General features: G+C 47.2%; 20 protein-coding genes. 16 read left to right on the top strand and 4 right to left on the bottom strand.

What is annotated here, in order from left to right:
- Window positions 1–14: 14 nt before the first annotated feature.
- From DXD65_RS15420 to DXD65_RS15375, 10 genes are all read left to right on the top strand, one after another.
- The gene (locus DXD65_RS15420; protein ID WP_117834287.1) at window positions 15–1,853 is read left to right on the top strand and encodes a DUF3945 domain-containing protein; all 1,839 of its coding nucleotides are present in this window, start codon (window positions 15–17) and stop codon (window positions 1,851–1,853) included.
- Window positions 1,854–1,906: 53 nt separating this feature from the next.
- Complete coding sequence (locus DXD65_RS15415; protein WP_117681482.1) at window positions 1,907–2,182, top strand: DUF4099 domain-containing protein; 276 nt, start codon at window positions 1,907–1,909, stop codon at window positions 2,180–2,182.
- Between the two features lie 72 nt (window positions 2,183–2,254).
- The gene (locus DXD65_RS15410) at window positions 2,255–4,027 is read left to right on the top strand and encodes a DNA topoisomerase (protein WP_008778772.1); all 1,773 of its coding nucleotides are present in this window, start codon (window positions 2,255–2,257) and stop codon (window positions 4,025–4,027) included.
- Between the two features lie 299 nt (window positions 4,028–4,326).
- Window positions 4,327–4,539, top strand: a complete 213-nt coding sequence (locus DXD65_RS15405) for a hypothetical protein (RefSeq protein ID WP_005942681.1) — start codon at window positions 4,327–4,329, stop codon at window positions 4,537–4,539.
- Window positions 4,540–4,557: 18 nt separating this feature from the next.
- Entirely contained in the window at window positions 4,558–4,767 is a 210-nt protein-coding gene (locus DXD65_RS15400) for a hypothetical protein (protein WP_117681481.1), read from the top strand.
- Window positions 4,768–4,786: 19 nt separating this feature from the next.
- On the top strand, window positions 4,787–5,785 hold the full coding sequence (locus DXD65_RS15395; protein WP_117834293.1) for a PRTRC system protein E: 999 nt from the start codon (window positions 4,787–4,789) through the stop codon (window positions 5,783–5,785).
- Between the two features lie 21 nt (window positions 5,786–5,806).
- Window positions 5,807–6,028: a PRTRC system protein C gene (locus DXD65_RS15390; RefSeq protein ID WP_005942675.1), complete on the top strand. Its 222-nt coding sequence runs from the start codon at window positions 5,807–5,809 to the stop codon at window positions 6,026–6,028.
- Window positions 6,029–6,064: 36 nt separating this feature from the next.
- Window positions 6,065–7,174, top strand: a complete 1,110-nt coding sequence (locus DXD65_RS15385) for a hypothetical protein (RefSeq protein WP_117681480.1) — start codon at window positions 6,065–6,067, stop codon at window positions 7,172–7,174.
- Window positions 7,175–7,184: 10 nt separating this feature from the next.
- A complete protein-coding gene (locus tag DXD65_RS15380) occupies window positions 7,185–7,886 on the top strand; it encodes a prokaryotic E2 ligase family D protein (protein WP_117681510.1) in 702 nt (233 codons plus the stop codon).
- Window positions 7,883–8,674: a PRTRC system ThiF family protein gene (locus DXD65_RS15375; protein ID WP_117681479.1), complete on the top strand. Its 792-nt coding sequence runs from the start codon at window positions 7,883–7,885 to the stop codon at window positions 8,672–8,674. Before DXD65_RS15380 ends, DXD65_RS15375 begins: the two co-directional genes overlap by 4 nt.
- 83 nt (window positions 8,675–8,757) lie before the next feature.
- Here DXD65_RS15375 and DXD65_RS15370 read toward each other — a convergent pair whose 3' ends face one another.
- The 3 genes from DXD65_RS15370 to DXD65_RS15360 all read right to left on the bottom strand — a co-directional run bounded on the left by DXD65_RS15370 (window position 8,758) and on the right by DXD65_RS15360 (window position 10,885).
- Window positions 8,758–9,462: an NYN domain-containing protein gene (locus DXD65_RS15370; protein WP_117681478.1), complete on the bottom strand. Its 705-nt coding sequence runs from the start codon at window positions 9,460–9,462 to the stop codon at window positions 8,758–8,760.
- Between the two features lie 56 nt (window positions 9,463–9,518).
- On the bottom strand, window positions 9,519–9,812 hold the full coding sequence (locus tag DXD65_RS15365; protein ID WP_005864565.1) for a helix-turn-helix domain-containing protein: 294 nt from the start codon (window positions 9,810–9,812) through the stop codon (window positions 9,519–9,521).
- A gap of 236 nt (window positions 9,813–10,048) precedes the next feature.
- Window positions 10,049–10,885 carry a phosphoribosyltransferase gene (locus DXD65_RS15360; protein WP_181980038.1) on the bottom strand — a complete coding sequence of 279 codons (837 nt, stop codon included), beginning with the start codon at window positions 10,883–10,885 and terminating at the stop codon, window positions 10,049–10,051.
- A 210-nt stretch (window positions 10,886–11,095) separates the two neighbouring features.
- Here DXD65_RS15360 and DXD65_RS15355 point away from each other — a divergent pair, with 210 nt between their 5' ends.
- The 5 genes from DXD65_RS15355 to DXD65_RS15330 all read left to right on the top strand — a co-directional run bounded on the left by DXD65_RS15355 (window position 11,096) and on the right by DXD65_RS15330 (window position 14,418).
- On the top strand, window positions 11,096–11,389 hold the full coding sequence (locus DXD65_RS15355) for a helix-turn-helix domain-containing protein (protein WP_074783555.1): 294 nt from the start codon (window positions 11,096–11,098) through the stop codon (window positions 11,387–11,389).
- Window positions 11,386–11,688, top strand: coding sequence for a helix-turn-helix domain-containing protein (locus tag DXD65_RS15350; protein ID WP_074783554.1), 303 nt, complete (start codon window positions 11,386–11,388; stop codon window positions 11,686–11,688). The genes DXD65_RS15355 and DXD65_RS15350 overlap by 4 nt, the downstream gene beginning before the upstream one ends.
- A gap of 265 nt (window positions 11,689–11,953) precedes the next feature.
- The gene (locus DXD65_RS20930; RefSeq protein ID WP_139147471.1) at window positions 11,954–12,097 is read left to right on the top strand and encodes a transposase; all 144 of its coding nucleotides are present in this window, start codon (window positions 11,954–11,956) and stop codon (window positions 12,095–12,097) included.
- A 787-nt stretch (window positions 12,098–12,884) separates the two neighbouring features.
- Window positions 12,885–13,181 (top strand): HNH endonuclease signature motif containing protein, encoded by a 297-nt coding sequence (locus DXD65_RS15340; RefSeq protein WP_044269012.1) that lies wholly within the window; start codon window positions 12,885–12,887, stop codon window positions 13,179–13,181.
- A gap of 457 nt (window positions 13,182–13,638) precedes the next feature.
- Window positions 13,639–14,418 carry a DUF4121 family protein gene (locus tag DXD65_RS15330; protein ID WP_074783553.1) on the top strand — a complete coding sequence of 260 codons (780 nt, stop codon included), beginning with the start codon at window positions 13,639–13,641 and terminating at the stop codon, window positions 14,416–14,418.
- Between the two features lie 100 nt (window positions 14,419–14,518).
- Here the strand turns inward: DXD65_RS15330 and DXD65_RS15325 are convergent, their stop codons facing one another.
- Window positions 14,519–15,382 (bottom strand): toprim domain-containing protein, encoded by an 864-nt coding sequence (locus DXD65_RS15325; protein WP_044269007.1) that lies wholly within the window; start codon window positions 15,380–15,382, stop codon window positions 14,519–14,521.
- A 479-nt stretch (window positions 15,383–15,861) separates the two neighbouring features.
- Here DXD65_RS15325 and DXD65_RS15320 point away from each other — a divergent pair, with 479 nt between their 5' ends.
- The gene (locus DXD65_RS15320; RefSeq protein ID WP_044269005.1) at window positions 15,862–16,503 is read left to right on the top strand and encodes a hypothetical protein; all 642 of its coding nucleotides are present in this window, start codon (window positions 15,862–15,864) and stop codon (window positions 16,501–16,503) included.
- Window positions 16,504–16,923 lie beyond the last annotated feature (420 nt).

The following is a 16,923-nucleotide window of genomic DNA, read 5'->3' as shown; positions in this document are numbered from 1 at the left end:
TAAAAGGAAAATGTATGGCACAGGAAAAGAACCTGAACGAAAAGCCTAAACGGACCCGAAAACCGAGGGCTAAGAATGATGCACTTCCGGTGGAACAAATCACCGAACTGATGCTGGTCCATAACAAGAGCGACCCGAAAGCCGGTGTACAAGTAGTCAGCGAGATCGACAAGGACGGGAAGGTCAAGACGGTTCCGGCGGACGAGAAGAATGAGAACTCATTCCTGAAATTCGACAAGAACTCGAGCATACTCGAAAACTTCATCAAGAATTTCTGGAGCCAGCTCAAGGAACCTACCCATTTCCGCCTGCTCCGCATGACCTTCCACGACTACAAGATGAACAAGCAGGCCATCAAGGACCTGGCGGAAGGGAAAAAGACGGACGCAGTGAAGGAGTTCCTCAAACGCTACGAAATCCGTCCGAGAGAAAACAAGAAGGAACAAAGTGTAAACCAAAAAGAAAAAACAGCTATGGCAGACAAAGAGACACAACCGCAGGAACCCCTGCAACAGAGCGAGGTACAGCAGGCGGCACAGCAACAGCAGCAGCCCCAGGCTCAACAGGCAGCGCAGGAGTCGCAAGGACCGCATTACCGGTATAATGAGAACATGGTCAACTGGGAGGAGTTGGAAAAGGTCGGAATCTCAAAGGCTTCGCTGGAACAGCAGGGACTCCTTGATTCCATGCTGAAGGGCTACAAGACCAACAAGCTGGTGCCCCTGACAATCCATCTTTCCGGTTTGCTGACAGCCAAACTGGATGCAAGGCTCTCACTCATCCCGCAACAGGATGGACAGGTGGGACTGGCCATTCACGGCATACGCAAGGAGCCGCAGTTGGAACGCCCTTATTTCGGATTCAACTTCAGCGAGGAGGACAAGAAGAACCTGCGTGAGAGCGGCAACATGGGGCGTGTGGCGGAACTCAACCTGCGTGGCAGTGAATATACCCCCTGCCTGATCTCCATCGACAAGAACACCAACGAGCTGGTCGCTGTCCGCCAGGAGCATGTCTACATCCCGCAGGAAGTGAGCGGGGTAAGGCTTACGGACGAGGAAATCAGGTTGCTGAAGGAGGGACAGCCCGTCAAGGTGGAGGGCATGACCTCCAAGGCGGGAAAGGGGTTCGACGCCACGCTCCAGTACAGCGCCGAGCGCAGGGGGCTGGAGTTCATCTTCCCGAAAAACCAGATTTTCAACGAGCGTTCCATCGGGGGCGTGCCGCTCTCGCCCACCCAGATAAAGATGCTCAGCGAGGGGCATACCATCCTGGTGGAGGACATGAAGTTCAAGAACAGAAACGGGACATTCTCCTCATTTGTCACGATAGACCAGACAACGGGACGCCCGAACTACACCCGCCACAACCCGGAAACGGGGGAGATCTATATCCCCAAGGAAATATGCAATGTGCAGTTGACACCCGAGGACAAGGAAACCCTGCGCAAGGGACAGGCGGTCTATCTGGAAAACATGATCGGACGTACGGGAGAGGAATTCTCCTCGTTTGTCAAACTGGACATGAATACCGGAAGGACGATGTATTCACGCACGCCGGACGGGTTCAACGAGCAGCAGGCGCCACGCATCCCGGCGGAGGTTTACGGTCATGTGTTCACGGCACAGGAAAGGGCGAACCTTCAGGATGGAAAGACCATCCTTGTCGAAGGGCTGAAAAACAACGGGCAGTCCTTCAGCTCCTACCTGAAAGTCAACCCCTATTCAGGACAGTTGCAATATTTCCAGGAGAATCCGGATATCCGCCGGGATACTTCCCGTCGTGCCGCACAGACGGAGACCGCACAGGGGCAGCAGCAGGAACAGAAGAAAGGCGCTTCACAGGCGGTATAACCCGGCCAAAGGGAAACAGAACGAATTACACAAACCTAAAATCCCCGAATCGTATGAATACGAATCAGAATGTCCGCCACATCTATAAGGCGGAAGACATTGACTGGAACGGTCTGGAGGCCGCCGGCATCAGTAAAAAACAACTGGAAACCAGCGGTGACATGGAACTGTTGCTGCAAGGCAAGGAAACGGAAATCGCCCCGTTGAAACTCCGCACACCGGTCATCAGCCTGACGATGGACGCCACGCTGAAGCTGGTACCTGACGGCAACGGCAGACCGGTCATGGAAATAAACGGTCTCCGTCAGAAGGAGACACCGGAAATTTAACCGGGAAACAACAGGTTTAACCCACGTTCCGTGCCGCCAGAAACGGCACGGAACATCAAAAAGAAAAAGAATATGATAGCGATAGTGACTGACAAGCCCAATGTGGGCAGAGAGATAGCAAGAGTTCTGGGAGCAGACAGAAAAGAGAACGGATACATGACCGGAAACGGATACATGGTGACATGGACATACGGCAACATGCTTTCCCTGGCGATGCCGAAAGATTCCGGTACGTCATGGGTGGAGCGGGAGGACTTCCCCCTGCTGCCCCCTCCTTTCCTGACGGTAAGGCACGTCAAGACGGATACGGGATGGAATCCCGATATCAATGCGGTACTCCAGTTGAAGGTGATAGCCAAGGTGTTCGACGCGTGCGACACCATCATTGCGGCAACCGACGCTTCCCGTGAGGGGGAAATGCTGTTCCGGTATCTTTACCGCTTTCTGGGATGCAAGCAACCCTGCCTCCGCCTGTGGATCTCATCCCTGACGGACGAGGCCATCACCAGAGGCATGGAAAACCTCCGCCCATGCGCCCTGTTCGACAACTTGTTCCTGGCGGCAGACAGCCGCAACAAGGCCGACTGGCTTCTGGGGGTCAATTCAAGCTATGCCGTCTGCAAGGCGGTAGGCTTCGGAAACAATTCGCTGGGCAGGGTGCAGACCCCTGTACTGGCGGCCATAAGCGGACGGTACCGGGAGAGGGAGAACCACATTCCCGCTGACAGCTGGCCCGTGTTCATCAGCCTCTGCAAGAACGGGAAAATAATGAAGATGCGCCACGTGGAAGACTTGGGGAACCGCCGGGACGCCCTGGAACTGTACGAGGACTGCAAGGCGGCAGGGTATGCACGTGTCACGGCTGTCGGCAGCCGGACAGAGGAAATCGGCGCGCCGGCCCTTTATAACCTGACCGAGCTTCAGAAAGATGCGAACCGTTACCATAACCTGACGGCCATACGGGTACAGGAAATCACCCAGAGCCTGTACGAGAAAAAACTGATCTCCTGTCCGCGCACTTCCAGCCGCCTGCTGCCCCGGGATGTGTATGACATGTTACCTCCGGTTATGGAAAAGTTGCTGTCCGGCAAGGATTTCCGCCAATATGCCGGTATGGTTAACCTTACGGCAAGGAAAGGTATGACCGGGACACAGGATACGGCGGAGCACCATGCCATTGTCATCACCGGCGTACAGCCCGGCGAGCTGGACAGGGAGGAAAGGCTGGTTTACACGCTCATTGTCGGCAGGATGCTGGAAACGTTCATGCCACCGTGTAAGGTGGAATACACAACGGTTGAAACGGTATGCGCCGCACGCAAGTTCCGAATCCGTACATACCGTATCCTGGAAACGGGATGGCTCGGTGTCTTCCAGAGGGAACACCTTGTTTCAGAAAACTGTGTCCTCTGCCCCGTTCCACCTGAACTTTTGCGGGAGGAGACGCTGCCGGTGGCGGGATGCAGCCTCATACACAGGAAATCCCTGCCTGTTTCCCCCTATACGGACGAGGAATTGACGGACTATATGGACAAGGCCGGACTGGGAACCGTATCCACACGTACGAACATCATCCGTACGCTTCTGGACCGCAAATACATCCGCTATTCGGGCAGGTACATCATCCCGACCCCCAAAGGCCTTCTTTTATATGAGACGGTACGTGGAATGAAAGTGGCGGAAGCCTCCCTCACCTCCGGTTGGGAAACGGAACTGGTACGCATAGAGCGGGGGGAGCTCACGCAGAAGGAGTTTCTGGACGGCGTGCTGGAAACGGTAAATGAGGTGACCGGAGAGATATTCCGGAACCATCCGGAAGAAGCCCGGCCACATGGCTCCATGTAAGCGGTTGCCGGCATGTCAGGGTACAAGAGAGGTGCGGACTAGGGTCCGTGCCTCTCTTTTTATATGTGCAAGATACGTTTTCCGCTTTTAAGCGGCAAAGGTCTTGGATTGCCTCGTTTTTGCCACAAGGCGGCCCCCCTTGGGGGCTTGGTTGGCTAAAAGAAAATCATCCTCGCTTCGCTGCGGTATTTTCTTTTGCCAAGCCTTGCGCAAAAAGGCAATCCAAGGGCCGGAGGCCTATAAAATCGGGAAAACATATCCCGATGGGATTATTTATTCATTCTTAAAAAATTAAAGACATGAAACTGCAACTCATCGAAAACATCTGCAAACAAGTGGTCTCACTGGTTCTGCTTGCAGGAATATGCCTGCTCTACAGCAAAGGTATCATTCCCGTGTATCTGCTCGTCCTGTTCCTTTTGTCGGGAACTCTGGTCAGTCTTATCTTCAGGACATTCACCTTCATCCTGAAAACAATCCTTGTCCTGATTGCCATGGGCATGCTTGTATAATCATTAAATGCTGAAGATATGAGAACTTTTACATTTACCCCGTCGGCTCCGGTCATGCCGGCTGCATGGCCCACCACAAACCGTGTGAGACCTGTAAAAAGACAGATTCCCGATACGACGGACGGACCGAAACGTATCGGCTACTATCTGGAGCCCTTGAAAGGCATCGCCTCGAATCCGGACAGGCAGAGAATCCTGAAGGATTTTTTCAAGGAAACCCATGTATAACATTTTAAATTTTACCATTATGTTTTTTCAAGCAATCAACCAAATGATTACGGCAGGCACAGACCTGAGCATCAACATCAGACGAGTAAACAACAACCTGACGGTGGCCGTTGTTCCCAGACGGTCAGGAGTAAAGGATGGGGAACGCATCGTTCCGCTCATCCTGAACGGCACGCCGGAAGAGCTGGACGCAGGCTTCCTGCAGGCTGTCGGCACACCTTTACAGAAAGCGCAGGGCATCCTTACCAACCTGGAAACGTTCGAGAAGCAGGCGGAACAGGCGGCCTCACAAAGCAAAGCCGCCAGGTCTGCGGTGGAGAAAGAGTCCAAAGAGGTCCGCGAGAAACGGGAAAAGATGGAAAAATTGCTTAAGAAGGCGGAGGATGCCATGACCGGCAAACGCTATTCCGAAGCGTTGACATGGCTCAAGCAGGCAAAGGTGCTGGCACTTCCGGACAAGCAAGCGGAAATCGACGATAAAATGGCGGAAGTGCAGAAAAAGGCATCGGAGGGAAGCCTGTTCGGTATGGAACAACCGCCAATGCCCAAGCCGCAGCCGGCTCCACAACAAACGGCATCGCAACCGGCGGCAGCCCCGGCACCGCAATACCGGAGCGGAGAGCAAATCCCGATGTTCTTGCCCGAGCAGCCGTCTCCGGTTCCGCAACCCGTCTCACAACCGCAAACGCCTCAACCGGCAGTATATCCCGGACAGCCGCAAACGCAGCCCGTACAATACGCGCAGCCTGCACCACAACCGCAACCGGTTCCACAACCGCAAGGTATCCAGTTCCATCAACCGGTACAGATGCCGCAACCGCAGATAGACGGAAAGCAATGGATGCAACCGGCTCCGTCACAGTATGCACCGGTGCAGGAGGCTGTAATGTACAACTTCGACAAGGACTGCGAGGATGACCGGGAAATGCTCAGGGAAGACCCGTACGCAGAATATCCGGACTTCCCGAAGGAATGCCGCATGACGGACATGGCACAAATGGACATGGTATATTGTTGAACCTTATAAAATAGAAAAATTATGGCACTTGAAATCAAAGGATTACAGAGAATTTTCAAATTCAAGAAGGACTCCAAGGAACTGGTATTGAGCGATCCGGACAGCAGCCTGTCCGTAAACGAGGTGATGGACTTCTACTCCATGACCTATCCCGAACTGACAACGGCGACCGTTCACGGGCCGGAATGGGAGGAGGACAAGGCGGTCTACCGCTTCAAGACAACCATCGGAGTGAAAGGATAAGCGTATGGGCAAGAGAAAGAAAAAGGAGGACAAACCATGCAGACAGCTATCAGAATCAGCCAAGGAAAATCTGGCGGGACTCATTATCCGCTCGATCGGCGCATCAGACATCCGAAGAGGAATCTCGGGACAAAAAAGAAGGATACTGCCGCCACCGGGAGGCACAATGCTTTTCTGACCGGCAGAATCACTCCTTTCGCACCGGATTTCTGGCATAAATACGAACATGACGGTTCCCTGGTCAATCTCACGACACCGGATAATTTCAATTATCTCTATCAATCGGCATTGAACTATGCCGGACTTATGGGTATAAAGCTCCCTTTCCGATACAGGAAAGGGGGCAGCCCCCGTCTGAAAATCATCGAACTGCACAAGGTTATGGAAGAGAACGTGCCGGAGTGTGTCAATCTGGAAGAGAAAGACGGAAGGCTCCACTTCTGCCTGTTCCGATACCACGACTGGCCGGAACCCGCATTGTTCTGGATTCCCATCGACTTTACGGAACGGCTTCCCGTATCATTGAGGAACATTGTCAGGGAGTTCGTCCGGCAATTCGTCCGGCATCACGGAGTCTGCAATGTCACCGAGGCGTTTTGCTATGATTTTGCCATAGAGGAACTGGAAGACTGGGAAAACCGGGATTCCGACGCCTCCCCGAAAGAGATCAGGGCGAACAGGCGGCTGGCGGATTCCTACCAGTCCGGGAAACGGGCAGAAGCTCTCAAACGGATGTCGGGAAAACCGTTCTGTAACTCTCTGGAAGAGGCAGTACGGAATTACCGGGCAAAAAAGGGGAAGGAGCAAAAACTGCTGGAACTGATAAGGGAGGGCATGGCACTGATTACCCCGGAAAGCCCGGACCTCACAGACTACCTGTACGATTGGGCGTATGAGGAGGAGCGCGATTTTTACCCGGTGGGAATGGAAAGCCAGGTCATGCTGGTCTATTCCACCTGCGATGCACTGGCAGAGTGTATAAAGGGGTATATGAACTCGGACTACCAGGAGACTTATGCCCTTACCCCGGTCACATACAAGCTACTGACACCGGAAACGGACTGTCTCCTACAAATGGGCGACTACCCGGAAAGGCTTTCCAAATGGCTGGACCGTTTTACAAAACATATAGCTGATAACTTCTAAAATGAACGATATGAATGAATTGACTGGCAAACTTAAACAGATAATGGTGCCCAAGGCGGCACTGATCGCATATGAATACCGTGAGAACAACTATAGGAGCGGGACGTATTACCTCGAACTGCATCCCATCAACGACAGGGGCAGGATGGAGGCTGCCGCTCCCGTTACCTATGAGTTCATGAACGCCCTGGTGGAATCCTATATGGATGACCGGCTGAATGTGCCGCACGGGAAAATCCCCGCCAACATGCTGTGGTGTGATGTCCGCAAGGGGCACGAGAGGTATATCTGGTACAATCCGCCCGGAAAACGGCAGATGTTCTTTGCCGGAAGCCTGAATATTCCCGACGGGACATTCAATATGCCCGGCGTCATCTACAAGGTTTCCGGCGACAGGATGGAGATATTCTCCTACAAGGGAGAAGTCCTGGCGGAAAACAGCCCGCTTTTCCTCGCTCCTTTCTTCAATGTCACGGGCAGCAGTGTCTGTCTGGGAAACGCCTCGCTGGAAACTCCGGAAGAAATGACGTTCTCAAAGCTCCTTGAATATTGGGAAAAGCGTTTCTGGCTCAGCGAATTCTCCCATTTGGGAGGAAACAGGAATCCGACTGAAAGCAACCTGGTCTCGGTAACGGAAAAGGCACGCACCAATCCGTTTGACGAGAACGAACTGAAACCCATGAACAAACGACTTAAAGACTTACTGGCATGAAAAAGATTCATTATACAGACAAATACCTGCTCAACCCCTACCATCCCGTGACCGTCTTCGTAATCGGTGCGGGCGGTACAGGCTCACAGGTGGCCACCGGTCTGGCGCGGATGAGCGTGGCATTGCAGGCACTCGGACATCCGGGGCTGCACGTGACGGTCTTCGACCCCGATACCGTTACGGAAGCGAACATCGGACGCCAGCTGTTCAGCGGATCGGAACTCGGATTGAACAAGGCGGTGGCACTTGTGACCCGCATCAACCGCTTTTTCGGCTTCTCGTGGGAGGCAAAAGGGCAGCGTTATCCGCTGAAAGCCTCTGCGGACCGGGAAGAACCCGTCCTGGCGAACATCATCGTCACCTGTACTGACAACACCCGCTCCCGGATGAACCTCTGGCGATTCCTGAAGAAACACCGGGAACACACTTCCAACAACGAGCAATCACCCATATATTGGATGGACTTCGGCAATGCCCGGACCACCGGACAGGTCCTGATAGGGAACATCCGTAGCAAGATCCTCCAGCCCGTATCCAACGAATACCTGGCCATTCCCCGCATGAATGTCATTACCGAAGAGGTACGCTACTCCACCATCAAGGAAAAGGATTCGGGGCCGAGCTGCTCGCTGGCGGAAGCCTTGCAGAAGCAGGACCTTTTCATCAATTCCATACTGGCACAAACCGGTTGCGACATCCTGTGGCGCATGCTCAGGGAAGGAAGGACATTCTACCGGGGGGCCTATCTCAATCTCGATACACTACGGATAAATCCCATCCCGGTATAGACAACGAACGTCAGTTTCCTTTATGCCATGGCAAGGATGCATAAAAGGAAACTGACGGTTCCTGATTATTCCCGCCGTGCGGTTCAGCCTTTCAGCCGCACGGCACTTGCCACTCCCTTGTCTGTCATGACCAGCTCGTACCGGTCCAGCCTTTCATAAAGTTTGCCCAATGTCTTGCATCCATATCTCCTGACCTTGAATTTGGGCATCATTTTTTTCAATGCGCCGCCGATCAGCGAAAGGGACACCTCCCCTTTGCCGTCAGCCGCTTGCTCAAAAGCCTTGTCAAAATACTCCATGTCCCTTCGGATAAAGAATTCGGGAGTATTGTCCGAAACCTTGTTTTCCTTCCGGTCGGCATACAGGAACACGGAACAGGACCGTACCAGCGATACGGGAGTCTTGCCCTCCCCATATCCCAGCACCTTCAATCCGGCTTCCCGTATCCGTTGGGCAAGCAGGCTGTAATCACCGTCACTGGCTACCAGACAGAAACAGTCCGCCCGCCCGTCACGAAGAATATCCATCGCGTCTATGACCAGTGCAATATCCGTCGTGTTCTTTCCGGGAGCATGGGAGGAAGCCTGTACAAGCCTGAATCCATGCTCCCGGGCAGTTTCCTTCCATGCGGAAAGCGATTTCCTCGTCCAATCTCCATAAATTCGTCTCACGACGGCATCCCCATAACGGGAAACAAAGCCCATTATATCCTCCATCTTCTCAAAGGAGGCGTTATCCCCGTCAATAAGGACCGCAACGGCATATCTGGAATTGGTATTTGTCTTCATAACAATCGTTTATAAGACAAAGTTAGCACAACTTCCGCATATCCACATTCTCCCGTTCAGTTTTTCTTTCCCCGTTTCTGCAAAAAATCCTGTATATCCGAACTCCTGTAGAAATTCTTACCGTTCTCATCCGTCTGGTAATAGCGGATCAGTCCTTTTTCCCGGTAACGGGCGACTGTCCGCAGCGACACGTTGAGCAGCCGGGCTATGTCATAGTTGTCCAAAAGCTCGTCACCGTTCAAGAACTCTTTCACACGTCCCATCCTGTCCAGTTTCTTCTCTATGCGGTCAAAACCTTCCACTATGGTCATTATCATTTTCTCGAGCACTTCATTGTCTATATACATCATGGCATGTATCTCCTGTATTTTAAAGGTTATTACTGAAATACCCTTTCTTGTGCGCACTCTCAAGAGTATATGCCATCTTTAGTGAAAAATCTATGCCGTACTGTCCGCTTCTGTTTATATGAATATCATATCATTTTGATAATCAAGTTTGTATAATCTCAAAATTATTGTTGGAGGATAATAAGTGTAAATTTTTGAAGTGTAAAACTGTAAAATCCGAATGTAAACTTTACAATTTACAGAAAATACCCCGCCTGTTTTCGCCAAATTCGGGCAAGCAGATGGCGTTTCCATACCAGGCGTTTTACTCTTGCCGGCGAAGGCATCTGAAAGGTTCTGGCAAGAAATACGGCACCCTCCACTTTGGCACCGGCCCTTTCCAGGTTATGGGCGTATTCCAGCAGGCTGGTCCCGCTGGTCAGCAAGTCATCGACAATCACGACCCTCTTCCCATACAGGGCGTTTGACATCATATAGTTGGCGGTATTTATTTCGGAACGTTTTTCTGAGGCGTGTTTACACTCCCTGCTTTCCGTAATGCATATTAAATCCAGTCCTGAACGGACATAGCCATGCGTTTCCAGAAAACTGGCAATGCCTGAGAAACGTCTGTAATAGCGGTCTGATGTGCTGCACGGCATAAACATGGCAGTAATATCCTCATCAGTGGAAAGAAGCAGGAATGCTTGTGAAAAATATTCCGTACAGCTGTCTTTTCCATCCTTGAAATCATATACTTTTTGCACGAATGCCAACTGGTCATCACAAAGCCAGCTTTCAAAGCGTTTGGGAAAATAATAGCCGGCAAACACGCAGCGAATGCTCCCGAATGAGAACAATCGCAACGGACGGACTTTATCAAACAGCTCAGGACAAGTCAGCGCATATAACAGCGGTGCATGAGGATTTCCTGCTATGATGGCTTGACGTAGCGGTTTCTCCCTGTCTTCCCGCTCATCGTAGGCTGCTGCATATTGGCATAGCACCTTGCCGCACTTTTTCCTCCAGTATTGTCCGTATATCCAGAGAACGATAGCCGCTAGTAATAATGTTGCATTGATTATCAGTTCCATATTTCCTGTTTTTTTATTTTCGGACAGATTGCCCGGGATAAAAATACTGTTTTTCCGGTAAAGAAACAGACTTTTAGCCATTCTTTTAATTTGCTGCCCCAAACAGAGCGGTCTCTGACATCTGATGACATCTGATGCCGTTTGATGACATCCTTTTGCCCACGACTTTTACTTCCCGTATTTTCGTGCCGGACAAAAAAAGCAGAGTTTATGGAGTTTGTATGTATCGAAGCTAAGGCATTCATGGAAATGAATGAGGCTTTGGAAGCCGTTGAAAAGAAAATGCGTGAAACATGCGGAGGAGGCATCTGTAGTATGGATGACTGGATTGATAACCAGGAAGCGTGTATGCTTATGAATGTCTCGCCCCGAAAGCTGTTGCAACTTCGGAGAAGCAGGATTATCCCTTACAGCCATATAGACCGCAAGGTATATTACAGGCGTCAGGAGATTATACGTTATTTGGAAAACAGTATTCACCATGTAACCCCCGAATCCTTATGACTCAATTCATACTGACCAAAGAAAGCCCTGAGATTATACGTTTTTTTCGGAACATAAGCACCCTGTCCAAAATGCTGGATGACCAGGAGAAAAACTTTCGTCCGGTCCTGAACGGAGAGCGTTACATTACCGACAGCGAGTTGGCGGAGAAATTAAAGCTGACACGAAGAACGCTGGCTGATTACAGAATGAACGGCAGGTTGCCCTATTACAAAGTAGGAGGCAAATTATTATATAAGGAAAAGGACATTCTTGTTCTGTTGGAAAAAAACAGGGTGGAAACATTTAATCATTGGTAATACCCGTTTCCAAGTATCACGACATAAACATAAGAAAGTCATGGAAACGATAAAAAGAGAGGGTTTCATGGCTTTCTTATTACAGAACCGGCAGATTATAAGTTTTTTATGGTGAGTATTTACGACAATACCCTAACTAACTTTGCCAATAATGCCGTTCAGAACAAGAGTTTTGGGCGGTATTTCTATATACACAGATAACTGTTTTCCCAAGCAACTTTTCTCACCAGAGTTATATATAGCAAGAACTATAAACTTTAGTAAGATGAATATTGGTAAATTCACTTCTTTATATGACCTCTTGGAAGCATTTCCTACAGAGGAAAGCTGCATCAAGTATCTGGAACAGCAACGCTGGGCAAACGGTATTCCTGTTTCTCCTTATGACCCCTACGTCCAAAGTATATAACCGTGGCGATGGAATGTACCGCTATAAGAATACGGGCAAGAACTTCAACGTCAGAATAGGAACTATGTTTGAAGGCTCTAATAATCCTGCCTTTATCTAAATTTAACCTTGGGAGCTTGCTCTGCGGTTTTCTTTACTTTCTTAACCCAGCATTGTTTTTGGTCACTCCAATAATTTATCTTGAGACTATGCCTTAAAGCAGTCCATGTTGTTTGAGCTTCCATAACGTTTTATTTATCAAGTGTTCTATAATCGGGATTAGCTTTCATTTTACTCCGTATCGTTATATCATTGAATAGTTTACGGATACAAAGAATACCTACACTCTCGCCAAGTTTCGAAAATTTTTCCATAAATCGCCCTTTCAGAAGATGAAGACGTAAAGAGTACTTTTCTTCGTCCTTATAATCAAACTGTTCCTCAAACATAATCTGATTGTTCCGTTCCCCTTTGACGATGATATTCGCTTCTTTACCACCGCGGTCTTGTACTTCAATTGAAATAATTGTTCTATTTATATCTACAAATTTTCTTTATTCTATATCTGATAACTTTGGGCATAGATTGCTATGACATTTTGTCAGGAAAAGGGTATTGGCACTCATTTTGTTTACCTTTTCCATAAGGTATCGCAAGCCTTTTCTTAAAGTCCGTGAGGATATGCGACAGGCTTTTATAGACTTCTCCCCTGAAAACTGAGAATAAGAGACATATACGATACAATCTTGTTGCAGGGGCGACATAAACTTATCGTATACAAAGATTCCCCGAATTAAAATTGCATATTATGGCTTTTTCAGAAGAAACCATTCAACAAGTATGGGAAAAGGCAACACCAGTTGCTGGAAATGACCCGGCTGTTTGGCGTCAAGACCAATGCAAGGCTTGGATTGGAAGAAGGTTCTACGGAAATAGAAATAGTGAATATGGTTGGGAAATAGACCATATCGTTCCTGTTTCAAAAGGTGGAACTGATAATCTATCCAACCTCCGTCCCTTGCAATGGGATAACAATGCTTCACGCCAAAATGACCGTCTTGTATGCAAAATTACAGCTTCAGGAACTCACAATACTGAAAAGTAATTTTGTATTGCTTTTATCAAGTCGTACTCTAATACGATTTTGCAATTTTTATAAAACTGCCGTCATTTGGGTACTATGACGGTAGTTTTTTCTTATAAAAATGCAAATATAACGTATTGTATCTGAAAACGTTCAATTCCTTTTCAAAGTTTAAGATTTCAGTTATTATAAATCAGATAAGCCTATTTGGGATATTATCGTAAATACTCACCTTTTTTATTTTGGAATCATATATCAGTCAGCATTTCTATTTCTTACATGTAAAGGTAGCCTTTTGCTTCTGATGCGCAAGGCGGTCCTTCGGACTGGTTGGCTGAAAAAATCATCCTCGCTTCGCTGCGGTATTTTTTCGCCAAGCCTTGCACTATCAGAGCAAAAGACAAATGTCTGACATGTAAGAGATAGAAATATCGGCTTTGCCAAAGCCGGAAATGTTTAATCACGAAATAAGAAAATTATGATTCAGACAACAAACAAGTATAGCAAAGAAACTTTCATCCGCCTGAACTACTGGTATGATCGGATACACGGACTTGTACAGGAAGATATAGATAAAGTGAATACCATGGTGGAACACATCGAAAAGACACGCTCCGACCGGTATCTACGGACAGGAGACAACCTGTTCTTTGTTTCCGGTTATGGTGAGCGTTCCCGGCTGTTCTTTATAGATGCCGTATATGGAGATGACATTATACTCCGGGATTTTTCCCGTGTTCCATTCGTGTCCCGTGACAAAGAGGGTATCAAATGCGATATGCATGGCGGTGAGTGTCTGTTGGTAAAGGCAGGCGATGTAAGGTTCAAGGCATGGACTACCGGCCGTTTCAAGCATTGGGGGCATTACGGGGCATGTGAAAACGGGGAGGTTTACTACGATGCGAAAATAGCCCTGTGGGAGTGTGGCGCACCTGAACAGCCGGAAAGCCGGGAATGGTTCAAAATCCATATCCGCAAAAACACCCGGTCGGGCGAGGATATGTACGTCGGAGAAATATCCTGTAAGGATGAGGATGGACTCAAACAGTTTGTCAACGATCATGAAGGTACCATATTCGCAGAAGAGGATTCTCAGGAAATGGTCATGCTGTGTTTCAGGCATTCCGACATGAGGATTTCCCCGGAAGAATGGGAAAAGATGGATTGTCCGGTATCCATGCGTGAGATATACGGACAGATGCAGGAAGTAAAGATTGTAAAAGACCATAAAACGCATCTGACCACATTCTACTATTAACATAGTATCACCACATGAAAAATCACCCTTGTTTTCTTCTGCCACATATGACAGGAAGGAAACAAGGGCATATCATAAGGCAGTCTTTTCAAAACTTCTATTAGATATGGAGCAGATTGTTCTTCCCGCACAAATATTCATTCAGATCCTTATATCCGGAATATTCATGCGAAAGATCGCATATACGGATTCCGTATTTGTCCTTTAATGCCTGCACCGCATTTTTCCCGGCGGTATCATTATCCAGACAGCAACGGATGCCGTCATATTGTGAAAGGAAAGAAAAAGCCTTCTGTAAGTTACTGACAGAATTCAACACTATATAATCCCCCTCTTCCAAAGATGGAAAAGCCAGTCTGAAAGACAGAAAATCCATAAACCCCTCAAAAATATAGCAAATCCTGCTTTCCGGCGTGCTAATGATGCGACTGATGTCCTTGGGAGCAATACAAGCCTTGAAATACCTGTTCCTGATTTCGTACCCTCCGGAAATATTAGGGAAAGCGATGGCAAAATAATTCTTCCCATTCCGTTTAAAATGGGCTTCCCTGCATATTTTTCGGGCAGTTTCCAGATCGATGCACCGTTCCTTCAGATAAGTAAGCAGTATCCGGTTGGCAAGAGGAATGATTTTCAGATCTTGAAAGGCGGGATATGCCTTTTCAAACGGACAGGAAACAGTAACCGGTTTCAGTACGGCTCTTTTATTCTCAATACACTGTAATACATAACCTATATCTTGTGTCCGATAAATCTCCTTGGCCAACGTTATAATATCCCCTCCCTTCCCCAGACCGAAATCATACCACAGTTCCTTATGGAGGTCAACCTTGAAAGAGGCTTCCTTTTCCGTCCTGAAGGGCGATTTGTACCATACGCTGTTCCCACGCTGTATTACCGGTTCGTATCCGAATCCGGCTAAAAAATCAACAAGCCTGATGTTCTTTGCTTCTTGTATGTTCATGGCATCTCATTTTCAAGGGTTAGTTCACTATTAATACACGACAAAGAACCGCTTTATACCCGAAACATAAAAAGCAATGTCATCAGATGTCATTAAAAGTCATCAGATGACATCCTGTATATCCTTTTTACATGAATGGCTCAAAAAAACTTTTCTGTTTTGGCATGCACACCTCCTTCATGCAGCAATGCCGCAAAGTATGATAAAGGCATGAATTATAAGTAAAACAAAACTGTACAAAATAATATTTATGGAGAAGTTATGACATTCTGAATAGTATCTGTATATTTGTAGAATCCAATAACACATAATATATTTGAATGGTATAATCTGTAGACATTATATCGAATAAGGTTTTAGGATATTGATAACCAATAGCCCTGTTTCTTTTCTGTATAAACTCTATATTTTAATACAATGGAAATTTAAAAACTGTTGACTGCCGCTTTACTATAAACTATTAATTTAAAAAAGTATTTATGAACAACATGAAAGATTTGATTGCGTTATTTGACAACCACAAGATTTATGATACGGATATATGGACAAATGTCCTTATTCTATTGGTGTTTACAGATTTGTATTTAGGTGTGTGTTGTCCCCAAAAAGAACCTGGAATTACGTTTCAGGATTTAACTCTAATAAACCTGATTCCATTCGTAATATTAGGTATTGTCTGTATTTGGACTGTGAAATTTTTTACTTGTATCCTCTTTGCATTATGTACACTAGCAGTACCCTTAATTGGGAATTATATTTTTCTATTTAAGAATGAAGAAGTTTCGATATTTACGTTGAAAGAATATGCAATGAAAACCAATAATACTGTGATTGCACAAATTGTAAGCGATATAGAGATACAAAAATCAAGAAAGGTAAAGAGTGCTTTAGGAAAGGTGGGAGCCATAATCTTATGTTTAGTAGATCTCTTTGCAGGTGCCTTCATGCCCAAGTCAGTTCCAAACTTTTTGGCACCTAGTGAAATAGTCGTCATTTGTATTTTTGCTCTTTTAGTGCTTTTGGTTTATTCATGCAAAATAAAGATTCAAGGGGTATATCTTTCTAATGATTTGCGAAGCAAAATTTCCAACTTTAAAGTCAACACCCCAAACAATAAATAAATTCTTAATGCATTTAATTAAGCACATATTTTTATTTTTTTCTCTTGTTGAAAACTATAATTAAAAGGAATGAAAATATTTGCAGAAATCGAACCTGTGTATTATATTTGCAGTGTCAAAGAGACAAATTTTGTCAGATTAGTAAAGAAAAACAATGAATTTAGCGTAAGGCCAATTCAATGGTTTTCATAAAAGATAAAGCAAAAAGGTACAGTCACTCAAGGAGTTAGAATAAACCGAAGCAAAAGGTTCGATTCCTGGTGGCACCACTTTTTAAGAAGGCAAAACGATGTAAATCCCTGAATTTCAAAGAAGTTCGGGGATTTTCCTTTTCCAAGAATAGGCAAAATTAGTGGGATTAAAGCAAACCATACGTCCTTATTCAAGGGACTGTTTTTAAAAGCCCGAAATGTTCCACTG

Origin of the sequence: Bacteroides sp. 4_1_36, assembly GCF_003466325.1 — a bacterium.
GTDB lineage: Bacteria > Bacteroidota > Bacteroidia > Bacteroidales > Bacteroidaceae > Bacteroides > Bacteroides uniformis.
Note: the sequence above shows the minus strand (reverse complement) of the source record. Positions and strands in the feature narration are given on the sequence as shown.